This is a genomic window from Salinirubrum litoreum (assembly GCF_020567425.1).
GTDB classification, from domain to species: Archaea; Halobacteriota; Halobacteria; order Halobacteriales; family Haloferacaceae; genus Salinirubrum; species Salinirubrum litoreum.
This window is the reverse complement of record NZ_JAJCVJ010000001.1, coordinates 545,698-569,715: the sequence shown is the minus strand read 5'-3', so window position 1 is coordinate 569,715 and position 24,018 is coordinate 545,698. Positions and strand designations below refer to the sequence as shown.

The 24,018-nt window shown below is 68.3% G+C and carries 24 protein-coding genes; 11 read left to right on the top strand and 13 right to left on the bottom strand.

Annotated elements, in window-relative coordinates; genetic code table 11:
* The first annotated feature begins 41 nt into the window (after nt 1-41).
* From LI337_RS02750 to LI337_RS02740, 3 genes are all read left to right on the top strand, one after another.
* On the top strand, nt 42-395 hold the full coding sequence (locus tag LI337_RS02750) for a helix-turn-helix transcriptional regulator (protein ID WP_227228186.1): 354 nt from the start codon (nt 42-44) through the stop codon (nt 393-395).
* A gap of 114 nt (nt 396-509) precedes the next feature.
* Nucleotides 510-1,601 (top strand): ATP-NAD kinase family protein, encoded by a 1,092-nt coding sequence (locus tag LI337_RS02745; protein WP_227228185.1) that lies wholly within the window; start codon nt 510-512, stop codon nt 1,599-1,601.
* A 170-nt stretch (nt 1,602-1,771) separates the two neighbouring features.
* Complete coding sequence (locus LI337_RS02740) at nt 1,772-2,803, top strand: phosphate signaling complex PhoU family protein (RefSeq protein WP_227228184.1); 1,032 nt, start codon at nt 1,772-1,774, stop codon at nt 2,801-2,803.
* Between the two features lie 62 nt (nt 2,804-2,865).
* Here the strand turns inward: LI337_RS02740 and LI337_RS02735 are convergent, their stop codons facing one another.
* Nucleotides 2,866-4,020 carry a hypothetical protein gene (locus tag LI337_RS02735; protein WP_227228183.1) on the bottom strand — a complete coding sequence of 385 codons (1,155 nt, stop codon included), beginning with the start codon at nt 4,018-4,020 and terminating at the stop codon, nt 2,866-2,868.
* A gap of 332 nt (nt 4,021-4,352) precedes the next feature.
* Nucleotides 4,353-5,204, bottom strand: coding sequence for an SDR family oxidoreductase (locus tag LI337_RS02730; protein WP_380699650.1), 852 nt, complete (start codon nt 5,202-5,204; stop codon nt 4,353-4,355).
* Nucleotides 5,205-5,364: 160 nt separating this feature from the next.
* On the opposite strand from LI337_RS02730, the gene LI337_RS02725 reads away from it, so the two are divergent.
* Both LI337_RS02725 and LI337_RS02720 read left to right on the top strand, forming a co-directional pair.
* Nucleotides 5,365-6,180: a prephenate dehydrogenase/arogenate dehydrogenase family protein gene (locus tag LI337_RS02725; RefSeq protein ID WP_227228181.1), complete on the top strand. Its 816-nt coding sequence runs from the start codon at nt 5,365-5,367 to the stop codon at nt 6,178-6,180.
* The gene (locus LI337_RS02720) at nt 6,177-7,688 is read left to right on the top strand and encodes a small ribosomal subunit Rsm22 family protein (protein ID WP_227228180.1); all 1,512 of its coding nucleotides are present in this window, start codon (nt 6,177-6,179) and stop codon (nt 7,686-7,688) included. Before LI337_RS02725 ends, LI337_RS02720 begins: the two co-directional genes overlap by 4 nt.
* A gap of 39 nt (nt 7,689-7,727) precedes the next feature.
* Here LI337_RS02720 and LI337_RS02715 read toward each other — a convergent pair whose 3' ends face one another.
* Together LI337_RS02715 and LI337_RS02710 are read right to left on the bottom strand one after the other, a co-directional pair.
* On the bottom strand, nt 7,728-8,342 hold the full coding sequence (locus tag LI337_RS02715; RefSeq protein WP_227228179.1) for a plastocyanin/azurin family copper-binding protein: 615 nt from the start codon (nt 8,340-8,342) through the stop codon (nt 7,728-7,730).
* Between the two features lie 45 nt (nt 8,343-8,387).
* Complete coding sequence (locus LI337_RS02710; protein ID WP_227228178.1) at nt 8,388-9,344, bottom strand: alpha/beta hydrolase; 957 nt, start codon at nt 9,342-9,344, stop codon at nt 8,388-8,390.
* A gap of 111 nt (nt 9,345-9,455) precedes the next feature.
* Here LI337_RS02710 and kynU point away from each other — a divergent pair, with 111 nt between their 5' ends.
* A complete protein-coding gene (gene kynU, locus LI337_RS02705) occupies nt 9,456-10,766 on the top strand; it encodes a kynureninase (protein WP_227228177.1) in 1,311 nt (436 codons plus the stop codon).
* A gap of 57 nt (nt 10,767-10,823) precedes the next feature.
* Here kynU and LI337_RS02700 read toward each other — a convergent pair whose 3' ends face one another.
* The 4 genes from LI337_RS02700 to LI337_RS02685 form a co-directional block, all read right to left on the bottom strand.
* Complete coding sequence (locus LI337_RS02700; RefSeq protein ID WP_227228176.1) at nt 10,824-11,726, bottom strand: PhzF family phenazine biosynthesis protein; 903 nt, start codon at nt 11,724-11,726, stop codon at nt 10,824-10,826.
* A 69-nt stretch (nt 11,727-11,795) separates the two neighbouring features.
* Complete coding sequence (locus LI337_RS02695; RefSeq protein WP_380699652.1) at nt 11,796-12,473, bottom strand: LysE family translocator; 678 nt, start codon at nt 12,471-12,473, stop codon at nt 11,796-11,798.
* Nucleotides 12,474-12,611: 138 nt separating this feature from the next.
* Nucleotides 12,612-13,301, bottom strand: coding sequence for a TMEM165/GDT1 family protein (locus LI337_RS02690; protein WP_227228174.1), 690 nt, complete (start codon nt 13,299-13,301; stop codon nt 12,612-12,614).
* The gene (locus LI337_RS02685) at nt 13,298-14,002 is read right to left on the bottom strand and encodes a metal-dependent transcriptional regulator (RefSeq protein ID WP_227228173.1); all 705 of its coding nucleotides are present in this window, start codon (nt 14,000-14,002) and stop codon (nt 13,298-13,300) included. The genes LI337_RS02690 and LI337_RS02685 overlap by 4 nt, the downstream gene beginning before the upstream one ends.
* A 188-nt stretch (nt 14,003-14,190) precedes the next feature.
* Between LI337_RS02685 and LI337_RS20045 the strand changes: the two genes are divergently transcribed.
* The 3 genes from LI337_RS20045 (at nt 14,191) to LI337_RS02670 (ending at nt 16,634) form a co-directional block, all read left to right on the top strand.
* On the top strand, nt 14,191-15,237 hold the full coding sequence (locus LI337_RS20045) for a matrixin family metalloprotease (protein WP_227228172.1): 1,047 nt from the start codon (nt 14,191-14,193) through the stop codon (nt 15,235-15,237).
* A gap of 48 nt (nt 15,238-15,285) precedes the next feature.
* On the top strand, nt 15,286-16,269 hold the full coding sequence (locus LI337_RS02675) for a hypothetical protein (RefSeq protein ID WP_227228171.1): 984 nt from the start codon (nt 15,286-15,288) through the stop codon (nt 16,267-16,269).
* Between the two features lie 74 nt (nt 16,270-16,343).
* A complete protein-coding gene (locus LI337_RS02670) occupies nt 16,344-16,634 on the top strand; it encodes a WNWW family protein (RefSeq protein ID WP_227228170.1) in 291 nt (96 codons plus the stop codon).
* 9 nt (nt 16,635-16,643) lie between these two features.
* On the opposite strand, the gene LI337_RS02665 is transcribed toward LI337_RS02670, so the two are convergent.
* Both LI337_RS02665 and LI337_RS02660 read right to left on the bottom strand, forming a co-directional pair.
* The gene (locus LI337_RS02665; protein ID WP_227228169.1) at nt 16,644-16,979 is read right to left on the bottom strand and encodes a hypothetical protein; all 336 of its coding nucleotides are present in this window, start codon (nt 16,977-16,979) and stop codon (nt 16,644-16,646) included.
* Nucleotides 16,980-17,004: 25 nt separating this feature from the next.
* Nucleotides 17,005-17,979: a DUF7979 domain-containing protein gene (locus LI337_RS02660; RefSeq protein WP_227228168.1), complete on the bottom strand. Its 975-nt coding sequence runs from the start codon at nt 17,977-17,979 to the stop codon at nt 17,005-17,007.
* 348 nt (nt 17,980-18,327) lie between these two features.
* On the opposite strand from LI337_RS02660, the gene LI337_RS02655 reads away from it, so the two are divergent.
* Nucleotides 18,328-20,151, top strand: coding sequence for an ABC transporter ATP-binding protein (locus LI337_RS02655; RefSeq protein WP_264474900.1), 1,824 nt, complete (start codon nt 18,328-18,330; stop codon nt 20,149-20,151).
* A 66-nt stretch (nt 20,152-20,217) separates the two neighbouring features.
* On the opposite strand, the gene LI337_RS02650 is transcribed toward LI337_RS02655, so the two are convergent.
* The 3 genes from LI337_RS02650 to LI337_RS02640 form a co-directional block, all read right to left on the bottom strand.
* Nucleotides 20,218-20,472 carry a hypothetical protein gene (locus LI337_RS02650; protein WP_227228166.1) on the bottom strand — a complete coding sequence of 85 codons (255 nt, stop codon included), beginning with the start codon at nt 20,470-20,472 and terminating at the stop codon, nt 20,218-20,220.
* A gap of 99 nt (nt 20,473-20,571) precedes the next feature.
* A complete protein-coding gene (locus tag LI337_RS02645) occupies nt 20,572-21,441 on the bottom strand; it encodes a CBS domain-containing protein (RefSeq protein ID WP_227228165.1) in 870 nt (289 codons plus the stop codon).
* Nucleotides 21,442-21,876: 435 nt separating this feature from the next.
* A complete protein-coding gene (locus LI337_RS02640; protein WP_227228164.1) occupies nt 21,877-22,989 on the bottom strand; it encodes an SAM-dependent methyltransferase in 1,113 nt (370 codons plus the stop codon).
* A 133-nt stretch (nt 22,990-23,122) separates the two neighbouring features.
* Here LI337_RS02640 and LI337_RS02635 point away from each other — a divergent pair, with 133 nt between their 5' ends.
* Nucleotides 23,123-23,968: a helix-turn-helix transcriptional regulator gene (locus LI337_RS02635; RefSeq protein ID WP_227228163.1), complete on the top strand. Its 846-nt coding sequence runs from the start codon at nt 23,123-23,125 to the stop codon at nt 23,966-23,968.
* Nucleotides 23,969-24,018: the final 50 nt, after the last annotated feature.

Sequence of the window (24,018 nt, the reverse complement as noted above, 5' to 3'; positions counted from 1 at the left end):
GGTGGTATGACCGCGTTCACCGACAGTTCGGGGTGGTCTGCGTGAGTGTGTCCGATCTGGAAGCCGACCTCTCTGAGGACGAGTATCGTGGTCTCGAACTCATCCGCGAGACCGGCGGCATCCACCAGAGCGACTTCTGGAAGGAACTCGACATCTCCTCGCGGAAGGGGAGCCGGATCATCGAACGCCTCGCCGAGATGGAACTGATCGACCGGGAGAAGACGGTCTACGAGGGCCACAACACCTACTACCTCCAGCCAGCCCCCCGCGACCTCGACTTCTCGCTGTTGATGGCCGGCGACATGCTCTCGCCGTTCGTCGGCGAAGAGGAAGTCGACCCCAACAGCGACGCCATCTCACAGTGGATCATGAACCTCGCGTACGAGGAGTACTGAGCGTCGTCACCGCCGGTCGGTGACGCCGACCCCGTGACCGGGTCGACGCGTCACGACCGATACGGCCGACACCGAGTCGGACGACTTTTCCTGCCGCCGGCCGACCGATCAGCCATGCGAATCGGCGTCGTCGTCAACCCCATCGCGGGGATGGGCGGTCGGGTGGGACTGAAGGGCACCGACGGGAAGGTCGCGGAGGCGCGGGCACTCGGTGCCGAACCGCGCGCGCCGGACCGCACCCGCCGGATGTTGACCGTCCTCGCCGACGCCGGCGAACCGGTCGAACTCCTCACCTACGGCGATCCGATGGGCGAGTCGCTGGCCCGCGAAGCCGGCTTCGATCCCGAGGTGGTCGGTCGGCCTGCGGCGGTGGTCGACTCGGCGTCGGTGTCCACCAGCGAAGTAGAGACGACCGCCGCGGACACTCGCGAGGCAGTCCGGGCGTTCGTCGAGGCGGGTGTCGACCTCGTCCTGTTCGTCGGCGGCGACGGGACCGCGGTGGACGTCGCCGAGACGCTCTCGGGGACCGAGGTGCCGATGCTCGGCTGTCCCGGCGGCGTGAAGGTCTACTCGTCGGTGTTCGCGGTCTCTCCGGAGGACGCCGGGGAGATCGCCCTGACCTTCTCCCGTACCGAGTCGCGGGAGGTGCTGGACATCGACGAGGACGACTACCGCGCGGGCGAGGTCCACCCGGAACTCCGGGCCGTGGCGCGAGTGCCGGTCGCCGACGACCTCCAGTCGTCGAAACAGACCGGCGGCGGCACCGTCGAGTCGCTGGCCGAAGGGTTCGCCGACGACACCGAGTCGGGTGTGACCTACGTTCTGGGACCGGGGAGCACGGTCGGGGCGATCAAATCGGAACTCGGATTCGACGGCTCACCACTGGGCGTGGACGTGTGGCGGGACGGCGAGGTACTGGTCCGGGACGCGACCGAGTCGGAGATCCTGGACGCGCTGGGTGATCGAAACGTGATCGTCGTCTCGCCGATCGGCGGACAGGGCTTCGTCTTCGGGCGTGGGAACCCACAGCTCTCGCCGACCGTGATCCGGCAGTGTGAGATCGAGATCGTCGCCTCCCGGTCGAAACTGGACGACATCGGGCAACTGCGGGTCGACACCGACGACCCGGAACTGGACGCGGAGCTTCGAGGCTGGCGGCGGGTTCGGGTCGGTCGGTTCGAGCGTCGCCTCCTCGAAGTTGTCTGACCGACTGGCGGGCGTGAGTTACCTGCTCGCTCGTCGAGCGTGGATCGCGTGACTGTCCTGAACACGGGACAGTTCGATCGATCAATACTACCGTAGATCGTTCTTCCTCATTTATCCCGTATTATTGGCATACAGTGAAGATTAAGGTCATTGGATGTGTCCAACCGTTCATGGAGACGCGGAAGGTGCAACGGCTGGGACCGTCGACGTTAGCCATGACGTTGCCGGCAGAGTGGGCGAAGGAACACGACGTGCAGAAAGGTGACGAGGTGTCGCTTCGGATGGGCGGAAAGGGGACGCTGACGGTCCTGCCGGAGTCGGCCAGCGTCGAAGACTCGGAGGCGATCATCAAGGCCGACAACCTCGACGCGAGTGCGCTGGAGCGGTCGATCCTCGCGCAGTACGTGCTTGGGCGGCGCGTGATCCACGTCGAGAAGACCGACGGGGCGCTCGATTCGGAGCAGATCAACGCGGTGTACCAGGCCGAGACGCAGTTGATGGGCCTCGGCGTGATCGAGGAGACGCCGGAGAGCATCGCCATCCGGTGTTCGGTCGACCCGGAGGACTTCTCGCTGGACAACCTGCTGGAGCGACTGGAGAACACCGGATCGACGATGCGCGGCGAGGCGATCAAGTCGCTGGCTCACGGCAACCCCGATCTGGCACAGCGCGCACTGAACCGGGAGCGGCAGGCGAACAAGATCTTCGTCCTCCTGCTCAGACTGATCTTCACGGCCTACCAGAACCCGAACCTCTGTCGGGCCGTCGGGCTAGAGTCGGGGTTCCCGTTGATCGGCTACCGGTCGGTGGCGAAGAACCTCGAACTCACGGCCGACAACGCCGAGGACATCGCCGAGATCGTCATGGAGGCCGAGGGCCACAGCCTCAACGTCGACTCGGCGACGATGCGCCGCATCCGGGAGTTCACGGATCAGGTGGACGACATCACGGCCCTGGCGGTGCAGGCGGTCGTGGAGCGCGACTACGACAAGACGATCGAGGTCCGGACGCTGTTCCGGGAGATCAGTGACCGCGAGAAAGAGATTCTCAACGACCTGCCGGAACTGTCGAACGAGGACCTCCTGCAGGTGCGTGAGGTGCTCGTCAGCCTCCAGCAGACGGCCCAGTACGCGATGCGGAACGCCGAGATCGCGGCGAATCTGGCGCTGAACGAGGAGTCGGAGCACGTCACGATCAAGTGAGGAGCGAGCTATCGCCGGCGACCGGAGACCGAGTCGACGATTTCGCGCCTGCCACGCGCCGCTCAGCCGAACAGAAGCCGGGTCAGCGCGCCGCGCAGACTCCCGGGCGTCGGTGTCTCGCTGTCGCCCCACGGGCCTGCGATCGGCCGGTCACACGACTCTGTGAAGATGCGCCCGGCCTCTGCCTCGAACTCCTCGCGCTCCCTGTCGTCGTTGTCGTCGCCGTTCTCGGCGGCGCGTTCCATCGCCTCGCTCCCCCGGAGTGCGGCGTCGAAGTAGCAGACGAAGCGGTCGCGCGACTCGGCGAAGATGTCCGGCCGGATACGATCCGGCTCGAAGTCCCGTTGGGCCGTCTCGAACGCGTCGATGGTGTCCTCGAACTCCTCGTCGGCCTCCTGATACTCGGCCTCGACGAAGTGGGTCGTCGCGGCGGTGTAGAGCTGTCTGCGGGCCTCCGGCAGCGACTCGAAGGTGGCGTAGAACGCCTGGAACGCGTCCCGCTCCTGTCGAATCTGGTTCTGCTTGCGGTCGACCGTCTCGGGCGTGAAGAAGCCCGACCGCTCCAGTCGGTTCGTCTCGATGTCGCCCACGCGGTCGATCCAGAGGACCGCGGTGTCGAGTGTGTCCCGGTAGGGTGTCGCCAAGCCCTCGATCTCCTCGTCGGTGAACAGCAGTCGATCCAACTCGTCGTGTGTCGCGTACGTCTGCGTGAGGTTGTACTGGACGCGCGTCAGTTCCTCGACGTACTGGGCGACCTCCTCCCGGTCGCGGATCAGCCCACCCTGTCTCGCGGTCGCGTCCTCCTTCGCCCGATCGAGATCGTCGCGGGCGGCGGCGATCCGCCGGAAGATCGGCTCACGCCGGAAGTCGGTGGCCGTCGAGTCCACGTCGAGGATGGTCGCGTCGGTGCCGACGGCGTTGGTGAACGCCTCGATGGCGGCCTCCAGTTCCGACTCGGCGAGTCGGATGTAGTCCCCCGGTGCCGAGGGCGTCGGCGTGGCCGTGTCCGTGGGCGTCTCGGTCGGTGTCTCGGTCGGCGTCGGGGAGGGTGTGTCCGTGGGTGTGTCGGTGGCTGTCGGCGACGCGGTGTCGGTCGGCGTGTCCGTGGCAGTCGGGGAGGGCGTCGCGGTCGGGGAGCCGTCGCCGGGGAGATCGAAGCCGGAACAGCCTGCGAGGAGACTGCTCCCGGCGAGGGCGAGGTAGGTACGGCGGTCCATACGTGAGTCGTCAATCCGTCACGTCAAATGGCTTACGGCGTGACGAGAGGGAGTCGCTACTCGGGTGGCGTCGATTCTGTCGGGGAAGTCGTGGACACCGAGAGATGAAAGTCTCACCCGATGGCTTCTGCGAAGGCGTACGCCACTCTTGGTGAGGGGTGACAGGTCACGCAACTCGCAGTGGGGAGTGACAGGTCACGCAACTCGTGGTGAACCAGTCGGCGCTGTGGGCCTACCTGGAACCGTCGGCGCGACACGGGGTTCGCCCGAGGCGGCCCCACGCCGCCGAGGTGTCGCGCCAGCCGGTTCGACTGGTCCTGTGCCGTCGGAGTTCACCACTCGTCGGGTCGCTCGAAGTCCGGATCGAACAACTGGGCCGAGGTCGGACCGGGGTCGTTCCCCTCGACGACTGCGTACTCCGAGAAGTCATCGACGCCGGCCTGCGAGAGCACCTCCTCGTCGTAGAAGGCGTTGCCGGTGCAGTCCGTCGGGTCGCTGGTCAGAATCTCCAGCGTCGCGTCACAGACCACGTCGGGGGTCCGCCAGTCCTCCGGCGTGCCCATGTTGAAGTGCCGGGTCGCCTCCGACTCGATGGCCGTGACCGGCCAGAGCGCGTTGACGCCGACGTTCGTCTCCTCTGCGGCGAGCGACTTGGCGATGAAGGTCATCCCGTGTTTCGAGAGCGCGTAGGGCGCTTTGCCGGGTGCGGCGTCCATCGCCACCGGCGGCGACATCATGATCGCGTGCCCGCCGTCTCCCTCGCGGAGATGCGGCAGGGCGGCTCTGGTCGTCACGTACGCCCCGCGAGCGTTCACGTCCATCAGCAGGTCGAACCGCTTCGCCGGCGTGTCGGCGATGGGCGCGAAGTGGATCGCGCCCGCGTTGTTGACGACGATGTCGAGTCTGCCCCACTCCTCGACAGTCCGGTCGATGGCGGACTGCACGTTCTCGGGGTCGCGCACGTCCAACTCGATGGCGATGGACTCGCCGCCAGCCTCCCGGATCGCGTCTCGCGTCTCGTAGATGGTCCCCGGCAGGTCGTCGCGCGGTTCGGTCGTCTTGCCGGTCGAGACGACCCTCGCGCCCGCCTCCGCCAGCGAGAGCGCGAGTGCCTTCCCGATCCCTCGGGTGGTGCCGGTGACGAACGCGACCTGTCCAGCCAGTGGTGTGTCAGCCATGCGCAGTCGGTTTCCGGGGCCACCACTTCACTGTTGTTCCACTCTCGACGACGGGCCGGCGGTTTACGATCGAGTCGTTGGGTGGCCGACCCGTTCGGCCGGCGTCCCGGCGACCCACCGCCCAGCACCGAACCCCTTTTGCCACGTCCCCGGCTACGACCGCCCGATGGAACTGCTGGTCGTCGGTGCCGGAGCGATGGGTCGCTGGCTCGCCCGGACCGTCACGGTCCCGGTCGCCTTCGCCGACGCCGACCCCGCGTCGGCACGCCGCGCAGTCGAGTCGCTCGCCGCCGACGGCCACGAGACCCGACACGTCTCGCTGGACACCGAGGAGACGTTCGCTGGGGTCGCGCTCGCGGTCCCGATCTCCGCGACGAAGTCGGCGTTCGCGGCCTACGCCGACCGCGCCGAGTCCGCCCTGCTGGACGTGACCGGCGTCATGGCGCTCCCGGTCGCGGCGATGCGAGAGCACGCCCCCGATCTGGAGCGTGTGAGTCTCCACCCGCTGTTCGCGCCGGAGAACGCGCCCGGCAACGTCGCGGTCGTCGCAGACGCGCCCGGCCCGGTCACCGACACGCTCCGGGCCGACCTCGCCGACGCCGGCAACCACCTGTTCGAGACGACCGCCGAAGAACACGACCGGGCGATGGAGACGGTCCAGGCCGCCGCACACACCGCGATCCTCGCCTTCGCCCTCGCGGCCGAGGAGACGCGCCCGGAGTTCTCGACGCCCGTCTCGGCAGGCCTCGGCGATCTCGTTGCGACCGTCACCGGCGGCGAACCGCGGGTCTACGCCGAGATACAGGACTCCTTCGACGGGAGCGAGGCGGTCGCGGACGCGGCCCGCCGAATCGCGGACGCAGACGCCGCGACCTTCGCCGACCTCTACCGCGAAGCCGGGGAGTCGGCACGGAAGTCGTCCGAGTCGGGCGGTCCGACGAGTACGCCGACCGACACCGGCGAGCGAGGTGACGAGTCGTGACCGACCAGCGCACGGCGATCCGGAACAACGCGAAGTACCTCCGGCAGGTCAGACCGATCGATCCCGAAGAGATCGCCGAGTACGTCGACGGGTCGCCACACCCCGCAGTCGTCCGGCAGACGCTCCGCGAGGAGGCGTTCGACCTCGGCCTCTGGGAGCGCGAGGACGGCACCTTCGTCCCCTTCGAGGACGGCCCGGCACCGCGTGCAGACTGGGGGCCGACCGAGTTTCCCGAGCAGTACAGCTTCGCCCTCGAAGATCTGCTCGTCCGGGAGTACGGCGCGAACTGGCACCGGGGGGACTCGGGCGAGGCACTCCGGGAGGCGATCAGCCGCCTGAAGACCGACTACTTCTACGAGAACGACGTGGAGTACGACGAGACGGCGGCACTGGGCTACGCGATCTACCACCTGCCGGACTACTACGCCGCGATCGGGTACGTGCTGGACGACCTCGCCGAGAACGGTCTGCTCCCCTCGAACCTTCGCGTCCTGGACGTCGGCGCGGGTGCCGGCGGTCCCGCACTGGGCCTGTTCGACTACCTCCCCGACGACGCGCTTGTCGACTACCACGCGATAGAGCCGAGTCCGGCGGCCGAGGTGTTGGAGGCGATGCTCGGCGAGACGCCCCGAAACGTCCGGACGACGATCCACGAGACGACCGTGGAGGCGTTCGATCCGAGCGAAGCGGTGGCGGAGACCGACGCGACCGGAGATGCCGACGACACCGAGCACTCGCCGAGCGGTCCCTTCGACCTCGTGGTGTTCGGCAACGTCCTCTCGGAGTTGGCCGACCCGACGGCGGTCGTCTCCCGCGCGATGGACTGGGTGACGCCAGACGGGTCGGTCGTCGCACTCGCACCGGCCGACAGGAACACCGCGATCGGCCTTCGGGAGGTCGAACGCGCGGTCGTGCCCGCCGACTCCTCGGCGAGTGTCTACAGTCCGGCGCTCCGACTCTGGCCCGGTCACGCCCCGAGCGACACCGGGTGGTCATTCGACGTGCGACCCGACGTCGAGGCCCCGCCGTTCCAGACGCGCCTCGACGCCGGGGGTGCCGACGACGGCACCTACACCAACGAGACGGTGCAGTTCGCCTACGCCATCCTGCGACCAGACGGTCAGCGCCGCGTCGAGGTTCGGGCCGACGCCGCCCGGTTCGCCCGGATGGCCGACATGGAGCGACACGTCACCGAGCGCATCGACCTGCTGGCGGTGAAACTGAGTCGGGACCTGTCGCGGACCGGCCCCGACGCCGAGGACGGTGACGGCCACCGAGGGCCGGCAGACCCGGAGCCGAACCCGGTGTTCAAGATCGGCGACGGGAGCGAGTCGGTCGACCACTACGCGGTCGTGACGAAGGAGTCTGCGCTGAACCGTGACCTGTTCCGGGCCGACTACGGGTCGGTCGTCGCGGTCGAAAACGTGCTCGCGCTGTGGAACGACGACGAGGGGGCGTACAACCTCGTCGTGGACGCCGAGACCGTGGTGGATCTGGTCGCACCCTGATCGGGTCCTTCTTCGCTGTTGGTGGTCGCGGTCGCGTCCTCACTCTCCGCCGTCCTCGACCGTCTCGTAGTCGCCGCCGTACTTGATGAAGAACCACGCCAGTGCGAGCACCGACAGCATCGCGGTCGTCGCGGCGACCGCCAGCGACTTCGCGCTGTCCGGAACCTGCGGGATGACCGGTCCGCCACCCCCGTCGGGCGCCGCGCCGCCTTCGACGACCTCCAACTCGGCGATCATCCCGGCCGCCTCGTGCGGGATGCAGAAGTAGTCGTAGACGCCCTCGGTCTCGAAGGTGTGCTCGTAGGTCTCGCCGGACGCCACGTCACCCTGGTCGGGGTAGGCGTTCCGCGCGGCCTGTTCGCTGTCGAGGTCGCCGGACGACCAGAACTCGACGCCCTCCGGTTGTTCGTCCTCGTAGGCCGTCACCGAGTGACCGACGCTCCCGACCGTCTCCCAGACCACGGTGTCACCCGGTGCGATGGTCAGACTGTCCGGGTCGAAGACGAGACCGTCGGTCATGTCTACCTGGTGGGTCGTCGCCTCCTGTGCGCTGGCCGACTCGGCCGACCCGGCGATGACCGCACTCCCACCGCCGACCGTGCCGACGCCACGAAGGAAGCCTCTGCGAGAAGTCGTCGTCTCGTCGGGATCCATACGCTCCCTAGAACCGTTCGGAGAGTAGTCGTTCACCGGGAATACTCAGGCCGTGTCGAGTGCGTCGGCCAGCGACTCGGCCACGGCCGACATCGCCTCGTCGGCTCTCGGCACCTCGTCGGTTAGGCTGAGGAAGCCGTGGGGCAGACGCGGCGCGTGGACGCGGGTCACGTCCGCGTCGCCGTGGTCGAGACGGTCGGCGTAGGCGAACCCGTCGTCGCGCAGTGGGTCGAACCCGCCGGTGGCGACCGTCGCCGACGGGAGGCCGGTCACGTCGTCGGCCTGCATCGGGACGGCGTAGGGGTTGGCGGTGTCGAGTGGACTCCGGAGGTACTGCGCCCAGAACCACTCCATGTCGGCCGTCGTGAGCAGTGGCCCGTCGGCGTTCTCGCGGTAGGAGTCGGTGTCGAAGTCGTGGTCGGTCGCCGGGTAACAGAGCAGTTGGTGAGCGATCACGGGACCGCCGGCGTCCCGCGCCCTGAGTGCGGTCGCGGCCGCGAGCGCACCGCCGGCGCTGGTCCCACCCACCGCGATACGATCCGGGTCGCCGCCGAACGTCTCGGCGTTCCGGGCGACCCACGAGACCGCAGTGAACGCGTCCTCGACGCCGGCGGGGAACGGGTGTTCCGGCGCGAGTCGGTAGTCCACCGAGACGACGGCACACCCGGCGCGTCGGGCCAGTTCCCGACAGATCGATCCCGCCGAGTCGAGCGTCCCGAGGACCCACCCGCCGCCGTGGTAGAAGACGAGAACCGGGAGAGACCGGGAGTCGGCGTCGGCCGCATCGAGCGGTCGCGGTCGGTAGACGCGGATCGGGATCTCGCCGGCTCTGCCGGGGATCGCCAGGTCGCGGACGAAGGGAACCGGCGGGAGCGACTCGGGGGTGAACACCTCGGCTTCGATCCGGCGGGCCGACTCGACCGAGAGCGTGTGCCACTCGGGGACGCCGAGCGCCTCGATCTCGGCGACGGCGTCGGCCGCGTCCGGGTCCATCCTGTCCATGTCGCCGACTGACGCGCCGGGCGTAAAGTTCCACACGCTCCGGCAGGCGGTGTCCCGACTCGGAGACACGCACGGCGAAACCGACAACCCGCAGGCGTCCGAGGATGGGGTATGAACACCGATTCGCCGCCTGCGGGAGCGCGACCCGATCCGACCGACGGGCGAGCAGGCGCGGTCGCCGCCGACCGGCGGGACCCACTCGCCGACTTCCGGGAGCGGTTCGACGTGCCCGACGACTACTACATGGACGGCAACTCGCTGGGACCCATCTCGGCCGAGGCGGAGGCTTCGCTGGACCGGATCGTCGAGGAGTGGCGCGACCTCGGCATCCGGGGCTGGACCGACGCCGAGCAGGACTGGTTCACCTACGCCGAGGAACTGGGCGACGACCTCGCGCCGCTCCTCGGTGCGGACGCCGAGGAGGTCGTGTTGGCGAACTCGACGACCGTCAACATCCACACCCTGATCGGCACGTTCCTCGACGAGGCCGACGGGACGAAGGTCGTCGTCAACGACCTCGACTTCCCGACCGACCACTACGCCATCCGGGCGCAGTTCCGCCAGCGCGGCATCGACCCCGACGAAGGACTGGTCGTCGTCGAGAGTGAGGACGGCCGGACGCTGGCGGAGCGCGACGTCGCCGACGCGCTCGAATCGCACGACGACGTGGTGGTGGTGTTCATGCCCTCGGTGTTCTACCGGAGCGGCCAACTGCTGGACGTCGAGCGTCTGACCGAGATCGCCCACGATCACGGCGCGCTGGCCGGATTCGACCTCGCACACTCGGTCGGCGTCGTCCCGCACGACCTCGCCGACATCGGCGTGGACTTCGCGGTCTGGTGTTCGTACAAGTATCTCAACGCGGGCCCCGGCGCGCTGGCGGGACTGTACGTGAACCGTGATCACTTCGGGACGACGCCCGCACTCGCGGGCTGGTGGGGCCACGACAAGTCCACGCAGTTCGACATGAACCTCGAGTTCACGCCGGCAGACTCGGCCGGCGCGTGGCAGATCGGGACGCCGCACCTCCTCAGCCTCGCGCCACTGGAGGGCTCGCTGTCGATCATTCGAGACGCGGGGATCGACACGATCCGCGAGAAGTCGGTCGCACTGACCGACTACCTGATCGCCCTCGTGGACGAGCGACTCGCCGAGTTCGGCTGTTCGGTCGGCACACCGCGCGATGCGGACCGGCGAGGCGGGCACGTCGCAGTCGAACACCCCGAGGGGCAGAAACTCGCCGAGGCGCTGAAGGATCGTGGTGTCGTCGTCGACTTTCGGCCACCGAACGTCGTTCGGCTCTGTCCCGCGCCGCTCTACACCGGGTTCGCCGACGTGTGGGATGTGGTGGAGATCGCACGGTCGGTGCTTGCCGAGGGGGCACTCGCGGAGTACGAGACGAGCAGTGGCGGCGTGACGTGAGAAGACGGTGACCCGAGAGGACGGTGCCGAGAGAACGACGAGGAGCGACCCTCCGAGTCAGTGAAGGTGGCCGTGCAGAACCGGGACGACGCGGCCGCCGACACGAACGTCGATACTCCCGTGATCTCCGTCGGGAGCAGTGCGTGCGGCCCGGAGGTGAAGCCGAGACGGGCGGTCGATCTCGTCCCCCTGTTCGACCGTACAGTCGATCTCGTCGGTCTCGAAGTAGTCGTGTTCGACGAGGTACGCGGCGAGACAGCCGTTCGACGAGCCAGTGGCGGGGTCTTCCGGTACACCGGCGTAGTCGGCGAACACGCGGACACTCAGATCGGCCTCCTCGTATCCCTCCGGCGCGAAGACGAGGAGGTTCGTGTGACCGAACCCGTCGAGGAACTCGCGATCGTAGGCCGGCTGTCGGGTCGCTGCGCGCTGGAGTGCGTCGCGCGAGGTGAGTGGGACGATCAGTGTCGGTAGCCCGGTCGAGACCAGTTGGATCGGAGACGCCGAGTCGATGTCGTCGGTGGACAGTCCGAGTATCCGGGCGAGGCTGTCGGGGTCGGCTCGCTCGCCGAACGTCGGGGCCGGCTGGCGCATCCAGTAGGTCTCCACGCCAGTCTCGTCGGTCTCGATCCAGACGGGCACCTCCCCGACTCCGAGGGTCAGCGTCAGTTCGTCCGGCCGGTCGGGTGCGACGTGCTCCCGGAGGACGAAGGCGGTCCCGAGCGTCGGGTGACCCGCGAACGGGATCTCCTCGATCGGATCGAAGATGCGGACGTCGTAGCGATCTGTCGCCGGATCGCTGTCGGTGACGAACGTCGCCTCCGAGAACTTCGTCTCGCGTGTCAGTGCCAACCGCTCCTCGTCTGTCCGGTCGCCGCTATCGAGGACGACCGCGAGTTGGTTGCCGGCGTACCGGCGCTGGGCGAACACGTCCACCACGTAGATCGGATCGCTCGTCATTCGACTCTCCGGAGGTGACCTCGAGCCATCAGTGTTGCTGGCCGTCAGGGAGCGTCGGCCCGTCGCGCCTCACAGCAGCGACCGAACCGCGTCCACGACGAACGTCACGCCGAAGCCGAGGAGCACCAGAGCACTCACCCCGGCGACGACCGGCGCGAGCGACTCGACGCGGCGCTTCGCGGTCACCAGTGCGGCCGGGAACCCGGTGATCCAGACGCCGATGCCGCCGAAGAAGCCGACGACCAGGGCGGCGCTTCCGGTCTGGACGACGAGCAGGCCCGCGAGATACTCGCCGAGGTACGGCATCTCGGCGAACACGTCCAGGGTGCCGGGTTCCAGCAGGCCGACGCCGATGGTGAGCCAGAACAGGATCTGGTAGGGGTTCGTCAACGCGAGGACGAACGCCTTCCGGAAGCCGGTCGAGTCGACCCCGCCGTCGGTCTCCGGGGCGTCTCCGACAGCAACGTCGCTCCCGAGGAACGACCCGGCGAGCGCCTCCTGTCCGGCCCCGTAGGCGAAGTAGACCATCAGCAGGCCGCCGATGCCGACCATCACGGCCCGGAGCGTCGGGAACTGCTCGACGAAGGCGACGACACCGAGATACGCGAGCACGAAGAAGATGGCGTCCGCAGACGCCGCACCCAGTCCGGCCGTGAACCCCGACTGCCAGCCACGGACGACGCTCTCCTCGGCGATGATCGCGTTCATCGGCCCCGGCGGCGCGGCGAGCGCCAGTCCGAAGACGATGCCGAGGAGTGCGGTCACGACCGAGTCGAGGAGGGGTGCAGCGAGCGACACAGGCTGTGAGACGGGTGAAACTGCGAAAAAAGATGCGGATTCTGCGTCACCTCGTCGGCGCTCTGTGGACGACGAGACGAAGACGAGTCAGACCGCCGCGAGGACCGCGTCGGAGATGGTCGTGACGACCGTCTCCCAGACCGAGAAACCGGTGGCGATCGCGAGCGCGGTGTCGAGGGCGAAGAAGCCGAACAGCGCGGCCGCCCCGAGGTGTGCCTTCCGGACGTCGAACCGGTGTGAGAAGCGGTGGAAGAACACCGCGTTGGCGACGCTGACCGGGATGATGGCCAGCATCTCGCCGGCCCAGATCGCGGGACTCGCGCCGTACTGGGCCGCCAGCCCGATGGTGACGAGTTGGGTCTTGTCGCCGAACTCGCCGAAGGCCATCATGGCGAAGATCGGGAGGAACCCGCCGAGTGCGTCCGGCACCTCTCGCCCGAAGACGGTAACGTCGGCCGCGACGTTCCCGCCGTCGGTCTCCGGGAGCGAGGTCTCGCCCGGTTCCGGCGCAGACCGGTAGAGCAGGACGGCGAACAGCAGGAACAGTCCGCCGGTCAGCGCGTCGAGGACGAGCGGCGAGAGCGCGCGCTGGAGGGCCGCGCCGAAGGCGATCTCCAGGGCGGTCCAGCCCGCGAAGGCGGAGCCGGCGGCGGCGACGACCACGGCCGGGTTGTAGCGCGTCGACAGCCCGGCGATGATGAACTGGACCTTCTCGCCCGGCAGGACGACGAGTTGCGCGACGAACGCGACGGTGAGGATCTCGACCCAGCCGGTCACGGCTGGCCGGCCTCCGTGTTGGCGGTGTCGCTCGGATCGGTCGCACTGCGGACGCGAATCGAGCGGGCGACCGACTCGGGCAGGCTCTGCTCGTTCCCGGTGTCGCCGACAAGCACCGTCACCATCCCGAAGGGCGCGACGTCCCGGACGGTCAGTTCGGTGCCGGGTGTGACCCCCGCCTCGGCGAGGTACGCCAGTTCGTCCTCGTCACGGTCGGAGACGCGCGAGACGACCACTCGGTCGCCGACGCCGTGGTCCGAGAGGCGTTCGGCGTCGTCCTCCTCCAGTGGACTGAGGTCCGCGCTGGGGATCGGATCGCCGTGGGGGTCGACCTCGGGGTCGCCCAGTGCCTCGGCGACTCTGCGCTCGAACTCCTCGCTGATGTGGTGTTCCAGCGCGTCGGCCTCGTCGTGGACCTCGCTCCAGTCGTAGTCGAGATGCTCGGCGAGGTACGCCTCCAGCAGGCGGTGGTGCCGGAGGACCTCCAGGGCGACCGTCTCGCCCTCGTCGGTCAACTCGACGCCCTTGTACTTCTCGCGTTCGACCAGGCCACGGTCGGCGAGTTTGCCGATCATGCTGGTGACGGTCGGCGAGGTCTTGTCGAGGTAGTCGGCGATGTCGGAGGTCGACACCGGGGGTCCCTGCTCGGCCTGCAGGATGTAGATGGCCTTCAGGTAGTCCTCCATCACGTCGCTCAACATGGTCGGATTTAGACGTATCTAAGGGTTAACTCTGACGGAGCAAACTCACACGGTTTGTCCGGTGAATTCGACCGCTGTCGGTGGGTTCGGAGACTCGGCGACGTGGCCGACCCGCCAGGATACTCACGCCGATCCCACTCCGAAACCCAGCCCGAACGCTCATTTCGCTCCCAGCCGTCGCATCGAACGTGACCCGCCTCCTGGTGCTCTCGCTGGTCTGTTGTCTCCTCGTGGCCGGGTGCATCGGCCCGGTAGAGACACGCCCGTCCGATCCCGCGACGACGACACGCCCGACCGTCTCGCCGACCGCCGACTCGACGCCCATCGCTACGGCAGCCCCGCCGGGCGTCAGTCCGTGGGGCGAGGAGCCAGTCGTCGTCGCGGTCGCGAACAGCGCCGACCCCAGTCGGAACGTCACGCCACTCGTCCGGGAGGCGACCGCTTACTGGGAGGCGAACGCCGAACGCTACGCCGGTTACCCGATCGACTACCGCGTCGTCCCCGACGCCGAAGCGCCCGACCTCCGAGTCGAGTTCACCGAGACCGTTCCGGAGTGTGGCACCGTGACCGACGCGGTGGGCTGTGCGCCGTTGATCACCGACGCCCGACAGATCGAGCGCCCCGAGACGATCTGGATACAGGGCGGGCTGTCCGACCAGTCCAGCGTCCTCGTCGTGACGCACGAACTCGGCCACACGCTCGGTCTGGGTCACGAGGACGCGCCAGCAGACGTGATGGCCGCCCGGTCGGTCATCTACACCCAGCCGAAGCCGAACGCGACCGAGCGCGCGTACCCGTGGGCCGACGGCGAGTTCACCGTCTACGTCGACACCGCGAACGCCTCTGACCCGGCCCGTGCGAGCGAGCAGGTGGGCCACGCGCTGGACTACTACGCCGAGGGCGCGCCGGGGATGCCCGACAACCTCACCTTCCGGCGCGTCGACGACCCCGAAGCCGCCGAGATCGTCGTCGACTTCTCGGACACCTCGCCGTGCGGTCCCGACGACGAGGCCGGGTCCTGTGTCGGGACGCGTGGCACCGACCCCGACGGCGACGGTGCCATCGAGCGGTACGAACGCACCCGGATCACGCTCGTGAACCTCGACACCGACGCGGTCGGCTGGCACGTCGGCTACTGGCTGGCGTACGCACTCGGCGCGGAGGATGACGCCGACAAACCGGCGCCGTTCCGCGACGCGAGCTACGAGGAGCGCCGGAGCGAGTGGTGGCGCTGAGCCGACAGACACGAACACTCTTTCCGTCGCGGAGTGAAGTCCGAGCCGATGCCCTCCGCCCCTGCCGGTCATTCGTCCTCCGCAGACGAGTCGTCCGACACCGGCGTCGTCTCGTGGGTCGCACTCCCCGACCACCAGTCGGACCCGTACTTTCTCGCGGTTCGCCACCTGCTCGCAGGAGTGGTCGGTGTCTTCCTGCTCGTCGTCGGGGGGTTCGGCGCGTTCCTCCTCGCCCGGTCGGCGCTCGGCCCGAGTACCGACGCGCTGCTGGTGGTCGTCGTCCTCGCACTCGTCGGCGGGCCGTTCTCGCTGATCTACGTCCTGATCGCCGCCGACGCCGGGTCCGAGCGCGAGCGTGCGCTGTTCTCGCCCGACCTCTCGTGGCTCCGACTCCGGTGGCTCCTGCCGGGCCTCGTCGCGGGTGCGGGCCTCCTCGCCGGACTCGGCGCGGTCTTCGGTCCGATCGTGGTCCTGTTTCTCCCCTTCGGACTGGCCTTCCTCGTCTCGTCGGTCGACTCACGGTACACGGTCGGTCGGATCGACCCCGAGGAGCGAACCGTCGAGTTCTACACCGGGAAACTGGCGCGGGAGTACGCCGAGTCGCACCCTGCGGTCGCCGACGAGATGGCGGTGCCGACGTTCGACACCGCCGACCGGAACCGCCGGGCTGGCGACCTCTCGTCGCTCGCCGGCACCGACAGTTACCGGATCGGGAGCTACGTCGTCGTCCGACTCCGATACCACGACCGCGACTTGCTCGGGAACCGGCCCACGCTGCTCGTCGTACCCGCCGAAGCCAGCAGCAGTGTCGAGTCGGTGCTGGCGCGGATCACGACGTCGACAGACTGGGAGCCGAGCGGTGGCCTGGACCGCGACGTCCGACTCGTCCTCGGCGTACTCGGCGTGCTCTTCTTCGGTTCGGTCGGGCTGTTCGCGCTCGTCACCGACGGCGAGCCCGTGATACTGTTCTACGCCGGGACGACACTGGGTCTCCTCGGTGCGGTGATGGTCGCGGCGGCGCTGTTCGGCTGAGTCCGACAGTCGGTGAGTGACCTGTCGACGCAGTCGACGCTGCACTCTTGCCGGTCGGTCGCCTACGACCCGTCGTGACCGACACACTCGACCCGGCGGAACTCGACGCGGCACTGGCCGAACGGTTCGGCGGGACCGACGCGGAGCGCCGGGTGGTCGTCCGGCAGGCCCGCGATCTGGCCGACTCCGGGACGGTCGACCGCGACCGAGACACGCCGCTGACGACCCAGGAGATCCTCGACAACCTCGCAGACGCGCCCGAGGGAGACTCACTGGCGAGTCGGTGGAACTGGTGGCTCGGTGCCCTGGAGGTCGCCTACGGCGGCTACGCCGAGTTCCAGGTGCAGGCCGTCGAGAAGTCCTGACGCGGTGTGTCACCCCCGGTTCTGCGACCGACGTTCGAGCAGTGAGAGCCCGAAGACGACCCCTGCACCGCCGAACCAGAGTCCGACCGTGAACGGATCGTCGCCGACCGACAGCGAGTAGGCTCCCGCGACCAGCGGACCGAGACCGAGCACCGCTCTCGCCGCCCACCGTTCGACCGGAACTCGTCGTTCGACGACGAACGACAGCCACAGCGCGACGAGTATCGCCGGTTGGACCGGGTTCTGGACGCCGAGCGAGGCGACCAGCGCCGCGACCGCGACCGTCCCGACGGCGTCCACGGCGGGTGAGTCGGCGACACGCTTCAGCGCACCGATAGCTGTCACGCCTCTCCCCCTCGACCGCGTTCGATCACGTCTCCCTCCCGATCTCGAACAACGCGGTGTGGGTCAGCAGGTAGTCGTACTCCTCGGCGAACTCGCGGAGTATGCTGTCATCCTCGACGGTCGCGGTCGTCACCGACGTCGACTGCTTCGACTCCGAGAGCACCGGATCGACCGCAGACCGCACCGCCTCGGGGACCTCGGGAAACGCGAGGCCGAGCGTCGGTGTCGGAGTCTCCGACGCCGGGACCGGCACGAGCGAGACCACCAGCCAGAACTCCTTCGAGAAGAACGCCGCGTCTGTCTGCTGGATCTCGTGACCACGGTAGACGGTTCCCTGGCGTTCGACGTAGCCGTCGAAAAAGTCGGTCCGGACCCACTCGCCGAGTCGGGTCTCCGGCACGACCCTCGCCCGCGACTGGTCGCTGATCGCCCCGCGAACGAGGTCCCGACGTCCCTCGGAGAGGTCTGCCACCGGCGTGGGGTCGGCGTCGTCCGGCACCGACTCGACCGGTTTCGCGCCGACGAGGAGGTCGTAGCGCGTCCCGCCCTCGCCCCGGATTTCGTACGTCTGTCTGGCTCCTTCGCCGGCTTCGTCCGCTGGAAGTTCGACCGCCGACAGCGCCGTGAGCATCGGCGTCGGCGCGTACACCGGCGCGCTCGCGTGGACTCGGATCGGCTCCTCGCTTCCGGCCGCGTCGCGGAGCCACGTCCGAAGCTGTGTCGGGTAGACGACGACCGGGGCGTCTACGTCTGCGGGTTCGACGTGGGTCAACTGGAACTGTGTCGGCGAGTCGTCGTCGGTGCGTCCGGCGCTCTCATCCGGCGACGAGTTCGCGGACGACGAACCGATGTCGGCGTCCGACGGGGGTGGCCCGTCGCGGTCTGCCGACTTGCCGACCTCGTCCAGACAGCCGGCGAGGCCGCCGAACGTCGCGGTGCCGACTGCGGCGAGGAGGGCGCGTCGTGATCGAGGAGAGAGAGTCGACTCTGTCGGGGACATACGACTCGCTTCCGGCGTCCGGTACAAGTGTTTTCAGGTGGGTCGCGGGCGTCCGCCGATGTGACAGCCGCGCCGCCGACCACCGCGAGCGTGATATACCGCTGGGCGCTTACCTCCGGTTAGTGTCCACGGAGCAGTTTCGCTCCGGGAGGCTCGCCGTGATTCAGCCGACAGATACACCGACTAGCGACAGACCGACCACGCCGGCTCGCACCACCATCGCAGTCCGCCAGCACGCGGCCGACGTGGGCGCACACCTGCCGAGGGAGGCGACACCGCGTGGCACGTAGCCGACGAGTAGAACTGGCCGACGGCTTCCTCGCCCCCGACAGTGACGCCCCCGATCCGATGGCCCGACTCTTCTCGATCTACGGTCGCCGGGACGTCCACCTGTTCACGCTCGGTGTCGTGACCAGCATCCTCTCGCGCTTCGCGGGACTCGTCCCGCCGCTCGTCCTGGGTGTCGCCATCGACGCGACGTTCGGAAACGGGGCCGCGTACCGACTTCCACTGGTGCCGACGGCGTGGCTTCCCACGGAACCGGTCGCGCAGTTGTGGCTCTCCGTCGGCCTCATCGTCGGGGCGTTTCTGCTCTCGGTCGTCTTCGGCTGGACGCAGGGCGTCTCGCTATCGCTGTTCTCGAACCGGGTCCAGCACCGTGTCCGCAGTGACACCTACCGCGCGATGCAGTCGCTCGACATGGCATTCTTCGACGACAAGCAGACCGGCCAACTGCTCGCGGTGCTCGGTGACGACGTGCGGAACCTGAAGTCCTTTCTGAACGGGACCGTCTCCGGCGCGCTCCAGTTGGTCGTCACGGTCGTCGGTATCGCCGCCCTCCTCTTCTACCTCAACTGGCAACTCGCCCTCGTCACGCTGGTCGCGGTCCCCTTGCTGGCGACGTTCACGGTCTGGTTCACGCGGACGGTCCGGCCGCTCTACCGCGCCCTGCGAGCGAGCATCGGCGACCTGACCGGGCGCATCGAGGCGAACGTCGGCGGGATGGAGGTCATCAAGACCGCCAACACCGGCGACTACGAGACCGACCGCGTCGAGGACGCCTCCTGGGAGTCGTACCTCCGGACGTGGGCCGTCGTCAAACTGGAGTACCTCTACCAACCGGGGATGGACCTGCTGGCGGGCGTCTCCTTCGCCGCGACGTTCGCCCTCGGCGGCTACTGGCTCGTCGTCGGCGCGCCGCCAGGGTTCTCGGGCGACCTGCTGGTCGGCGAGTTCGTCACGTTCCTGTTCATGAGCCAGCGATTCGTCGACCCCCTCGCCGGCATGGGGAGGATCGTCAACAGCTACGAGAACGCCCGCGCCTCCGGCGAGCGCATCTTCGCGCTGCAGGACCAGCCAGCCCGCATCGCCGACCGCGAGGACGCCGTGGCACTCGACGCGGTGCGCGGCGAAGTCGAGTACGACGACGTGACCTTCGGCTACGGCGACGAGCCAGTCCTGCGGAACGTCTCGTTCTCGGTCGATCCCGGCCGGACGGTCGCGTTCGTCGGCCCGACCGGCGCCGGGAAGTCTACTGCCGCGAAACTCCTGCTCCGCCTGTACGACGTCGATGAGGGGGCGGTCCGCGTGGACGGACACGACGTGCGGGACGTGACGCTCGACAGTCTCCGGGACGCCATCGGCTACGTCTCACAGGACACCTTCCTCTTCGACGGCACGGTTCGTGAGAACCTGCTGTACGGGCGGTTCGACGCGACAGAAGCGGAGATGATCGCGGCCGCCGAAGCCGCCGAGGCCGACGCGTTCGTCCGGTCGCTCCCCGACGGCTACGACACCCGGATCGGCGAACGCGGGGTGAAGCTCTCCGGCGGCCAGCGCCAGCGACTCTCGCTCGCGCGGGCGATGCTGCGTGACCCGGCGATCCTCGTGTTGGACGAGGCGACCTCGGCGGTCGACACCGAGACCGAGGCGTACATCCAGCGTGCGCTGACCGACCTCACTGCCGATCGAACGACGGTCGTCATCGCACACCGACTCTCGACGGTCCGGTCGGCCGACCTGATCGTGGTACTGGACGGCGGACGGATCGTCGAACGCGGGACCCACGACGAGTTGGTGGCGGCAGGCGGATTGTACGCGACCCTGTGGGCGATCCAGGCCGGCGAGTCCGACCGAGACGCCCTGGCGATGTTGGACGACGCGGGACAGTAGCCGTCGAGCGGGCGGCGGTCACCCGGAAGTAGCTGGTCGTCGGGCGAACGCTGTGCGGTCACTCAGCTACTCGCCGTCGGGTTCGACCGGGAACAGCGCGAAGTACTTCCCCTCGATCCACTCCCAGTTCGAGTCCACGGCGAACGGCAGGACGAACAGGAACCCCAAGAGGAGGACCGAGAACACGTCACCCGGCAGGCCGAAGGTCGGGACGGTCGAGCCGATGAACGCCCCGGTGTGTGAGCCGGCGATGACGAACAGCAGTTGGCGGACGCTCCGACGCCGACGGTCGGACTTGCTACTCCCGGAGTCGGTTGGCATTGACCGTCCTTCGGACACCGGAGGTACGGTAGTTTCGATGACGACCTGCACAGTCTCGGACGTCTCGCGGCGGTAGTGGACGACCGAGCGGACGCCGGCTCAGTCGCTCGCCTGACCCACCGGGCGCTCGCCGGTCTCCCGATCCGACCAGTCGCGGAGCGCTTCCAGCGTCTCCGTCATCGTCGCGTACAACTCGGAGAGTTCGTGGACGTTCCGGCCCGAGTTCAGGTACGTCTCGTCGACGTTGTGGACGACGTTGCCGTAGTGTGCGACATGATTGCGGAGGTTTCGGATGGCGTCGACTGCGTCGTCGGCCTCGTCAGTGTCGGCGAACGGGAGTTCTTCGACCGCCTCGGGGCTGGCCCGGAGGCACTTCTGGAGTTGGTAGAAGGTCGTGTAGTCGATCGGCCGAAGTTGGATGTCGGCGTCCTCGTAGGACTCGTAGGACTGCAGGACGGCGTCGTACTCGGTCTCACAGCCGTCGTGGTCACGGGCCGGTTCGGTGGCGAGGGTGCCCTCCCAGTCGGCTTCGGCGTCCACCAGATCACGGAGGCGCATCTCCAGTTCGCCGACGCGGGTGTAGAGAAAGGCGTGGGCGGCGGGTTTGTTCAGATCGGAGCGCGAGACGACGCCGACGACCTCGCCGTGCCAGCCGACGAAGTAGACCGGGCGCTCCTCCAACTCGGCGAGCAACTCGCCGAACTCCGCGTCGGGTGCGACCAGATCTTCCAGGCCGACGCGTTCGGCGTGTTTGTAGACCGGGTCGTCGGTCGCACCGGGCAGTGCCTCGTCGAGGTCCGCACGCGTGACGTAGAGGTGCGGCGGGTCGTCACGCGCGACCGGAGCGGCGGTGTACCCGTTCTCGGTCAGCCACTCGTGGACCTCGCCGACCGACGCCCCCGCCGAGACGCGTTCGATGTCGTCGGTCATCAGTTCTCGGACCGTCACCCGCTCCTGGTCGCCGAACATTGACCAGTGGTGCGGTCGGTTGTCGCAAAGGCGTTCCGGCCGGGCGAGAAACTGCCGACGGCGGGTTGACTGGAACGAGGTGGTCGTCTTCTTGGTCGCCGTCTTCGAGGCGGTCGTCTCCGGTGGCCCGGTCTCCCGAGACCGTGGTCTCGGCTCGGGAGTGTCACGACTGTAGCTGTGACCGCAACTCTACAGCATCGCGACAGCACAGCACCGCAACTGCCGACAGCACAACACCGCAACTGCCGACAGTACAACACCGCAACTGCCGACAGCACAGCAACCGCACCTCGGTCCTCCCCAGCCTCGGCGGGGGTTCTCCGCACCGCCCACCCCCGCCTCCCTCGCGTGCGCGTCGGAGTCGCGCACGCGCCGGGTCTCGGTCGTGCTTGGGTCACATCCGGCCCTCGTCTTCGCGGTATCAGCTCCCGACTCTCAGGGCGTCAACCGGTAGAACCGGAAGAAGTCGGTCTCTATCGGCAGGATCTCGACCGCCGAGAACCCGGCTCGCTCGGCGTACTCCCGGAGCGTGTCGGCGCGCATCACGGTCCCAGTGCCGACTGCTGGCTCCTCGACCAGCCCGACCGGGAGACAGTGGAGGATACTCCAGCCGTACATCAACCAGTCGAACTCGGCTTCCTCGCCGAAGGCGTCACCGACGCGCTCGTCCATCACGAGGACGGTGCCCTCGTCGCCCGCCAACTCCCGCATCGTCCGGAGAACCGACACCGGGTCGCTCGTGTCGTGGACACACTCGAAGGCCGTCACGAGGTCGTAAGTCTCGGTCGCCGACACCCCTGCCGCGTCACGCAGTTCGACCGTGATCCGATCGGCGAGTCCGGCCTCGGCGACGTGCTGGCGGGCGGAACGCACCGATTCGGCGTCCAGATCGTAGCCGTCGACTCTCACGGTCGGGTACGCCTCGGCGATACCGATCGCCGAGTGGGCGTGTCCGAGACCGATGTCGGCGACACGCGCACCGGGTCGGCGGAGTCGTTCGTCCACGTCCGGGAGCGAGGGAAGCCACTCCGTCCCGAGCAGATGCCGGAAGGCGGGGCGATTCATCCGCCCCTGTCCCTCGTGCATGTCGTGACCGAACGCGGAGAAGGGGACGCCCTCACCGGTTCGGTACGCCTCGGCGACCTGGGGTATCGGGTGGACCGCACCGACGAACACCTGCGCGAGTGGTGCGAGGAACTGGAGGCTCTCCTCGTCGGTCAACACCTCCACGAAGGCGTCCGGGAGGTCGAACCGTCGGTCCGTAGCCGGGAGAGACGGGTCGTCCACGGTCAACACGCCTGTCACGGCCTGCTGTTCACACCACTCCCGGACGTAGCGCTCGTGGCAGTCGGTCGCCTCGGAGAGGTCGGTCGTCGTCAGGGGCCCCGCGTCGGCGAGTGTGCGGTAGAAGCCGAGTCGGTCGCCGAGGTAGACGGCGTACACGTCGAAGGCACCCGCGACAGCCGTGACGAGGCGCTCCACGAACGCCTCGGTGTCTGTCGAAACTGTCGTCTGTACACCTCGCTCGCTCGGGGTCGTCGAACTCATATCTCGCCAGACGTGCTGTGTCGGTCTATAGTCATCTGCCGAGCCAGACGATACGGTGTGAGAGCCGTCTCAGGCCCTGAGACACGGTTAAGTCGGATGGTGTCGAACTGTCTCACGAGAGACGGACCAGCCCATGTCGAACCCACTCTTCGACGAACTCCTCCGGACCACCGAGGAACTGGCGTCGGTCGTCGCCGACGACTGGCAGACCGCAGAGCGACTGTCGACCGACGACCTCCTGGAGGTGCTTCGGCACCGTGAGCTACTGGAGGCACTCTACGACGAACCGCTGGACAGGACCGGACTCGAATCGCGTCTCGACGTCTCGCGGGCGACGAGCCACCGGTTCACGCGCTGGCTCCTCGATCACGGGTTGGCAGAGCGGCGGGACGGGACCTTCCACCTCACCGGCGAGGGCGTCGCGCTCGCGGAGGAGGTCGTCAGATTCGAGCGCGGGGTGCGGACGACACGGCGACTCGGCCCACTGCTCGACGCTATCTGTCCGGACCATCGGGAGTTCGTCGTCGCGCCCTTCGCGGACGCGACCGTCACGACCGCGACACCCGACGACCCGCACGCGCCGCTCTCGCGGTTCCTCTCGTTGCTCGCTGGAACCGAGACGCTCCGGGCGTTCAACACGACACACATCGTCCCACCGGGACTGACCGGGGCGTACGACCGACTGTTCGCCGAGACCGAGGTGGAGGTCATCTCCTTGCCGGACACGGTCGAACACCTCCGGGAACGCTTCCCCGAGCGTGTCCAGCGCGCCAGCGAGACCGGCCACCTGACGCTTCGGACCCGTGAGGCGCTCCCCTACGGACTCGCAGTGTTCGACGACCGGGTGGCGATCGCGGGGTACGACGAGGAGACCGGTGCGATCCGGGTGCTGGTCGATACCGACTCCGAGATCGCCCGACAGTGGGCCGAGCGTGTCTACGAGTCGTACCGCGAGCGATCCGAACCGGTCGCGGTCTGACAGACACCCGACCGCTTGTCGTGGTCGCCGGCCACCGCCGATCCGGTCGA

Bases quoted from the DNA above. Each gene is read 5' to 3' on its own strand.
- LI337_RS02635 (WP_227228163.1), top strand. From the start codon at position 23,123: ATGTCGAACCCACTCTTCGACGAACTCCTCCGGACCACCGAGGAACTG.
- LI337_RS02675 (WP_227228171.1), top strand. From the start codon at position 15,286: ATGCCCTCCGCCCCTGCCGGTCATTCGTCCTCCGCAGACGAGTCGTCC.
- LI337_RS02745 (WP_227228185.1), top strand. From the start codon at position 510: ATGCGAATCGGCGTCGTCGTCAACCCCATCGCGGGGATGGGCGGTCGG.
- LI337_RS02655 (WP_264474900.1), top strand. From the start codon at position 18,328: ATGGCCCGACTCTTCTCGATCTACGGTCGCCGGGACGTCCACCTGTTC.
- LI337_RS02650 (WP_227228166.1), bottom strand. From the start codon at position 20,472: ATGCCAACCGACTCCGGGAGTAGCAAGTCCGACCGTCGGCGTCGGAGC.
- LI337_RS02715 (WP_227228179.1), bottom strand. From the start codon at position 8,342: ATGGATCCCGACGAGACGACGACTTCTCGCAGAGGCTTCCTTCGTGGC.
- LI337_RS02740 (WP_227228184.1), top strand. From the start codon at position 1,772: ATGGAGACGCGGAAGGTGCAACGGCTGGGACCGTCGACGTTAGCCATG.
- LI337_RS02710 (WP_227228178.1), bottom strand. From the start codon at position 9,344: ATGGACAGGATGGACCCGGACGCGGCCGACGCCGTCGCCGAGATCGAG.
- LI337_RS02685 (WP_227228173.1), bottom strand. From the start codon at position 14,002: ATGTTGAGCGACGTGATGGAGGACTACCTGAAGGCCATCTACATCCTG.
- LI337_RS02645 (WP_227228165.1), bottom strand. From the start codon at position 21,441: ATGTTCGGCGACCAGGAGCGGGTGACGGTCCGAGAACTGATGACCGAC.
- kynU (WP_227228177.1), top strand. From the start codon at position 9,456: ATGAACACCGATTCGCCGCCTGCGGGAGCGCGACCCGATCCGACCGAC.
- LI337_RS02735 (WP_227228183.1), bottom strand. From the start codon at position 4,020: ATGGACCGCCGTACCTACCTCGCCCTCGCCGGGAGCAGTCTCCTCGCA.
- LI337_RS02725 (WP_227228181.1), top strand. From the start codon at position 5,365: ATGGAACTGCTGGTCGTCGGTGCCGGAGCGATGGGTCGCTGGCTCGCC.
- LI337_RS02660 (WP_227228168.1), bottom strand. From the start codon at position 17,979: ATGTCCCCGACAGAGTCGACTCTCTCTCCTCGATCACGACGCGCCCTC.
- LI337_RS02700 (WP_227228176.1), bottom strand. From the start codon at position 11,726: ATGACGAGCGATCCGATCTACGTGGTGGACGTGTTCGCCCAGCGCCGG.
- LI337_RS02640 (WP_227228164.1), bottom strand. From the start codon at position 22,989: ATGAGTTCGACGACCCCGAGCGAGCGAGGTGTACAGACGACAGTTTCG.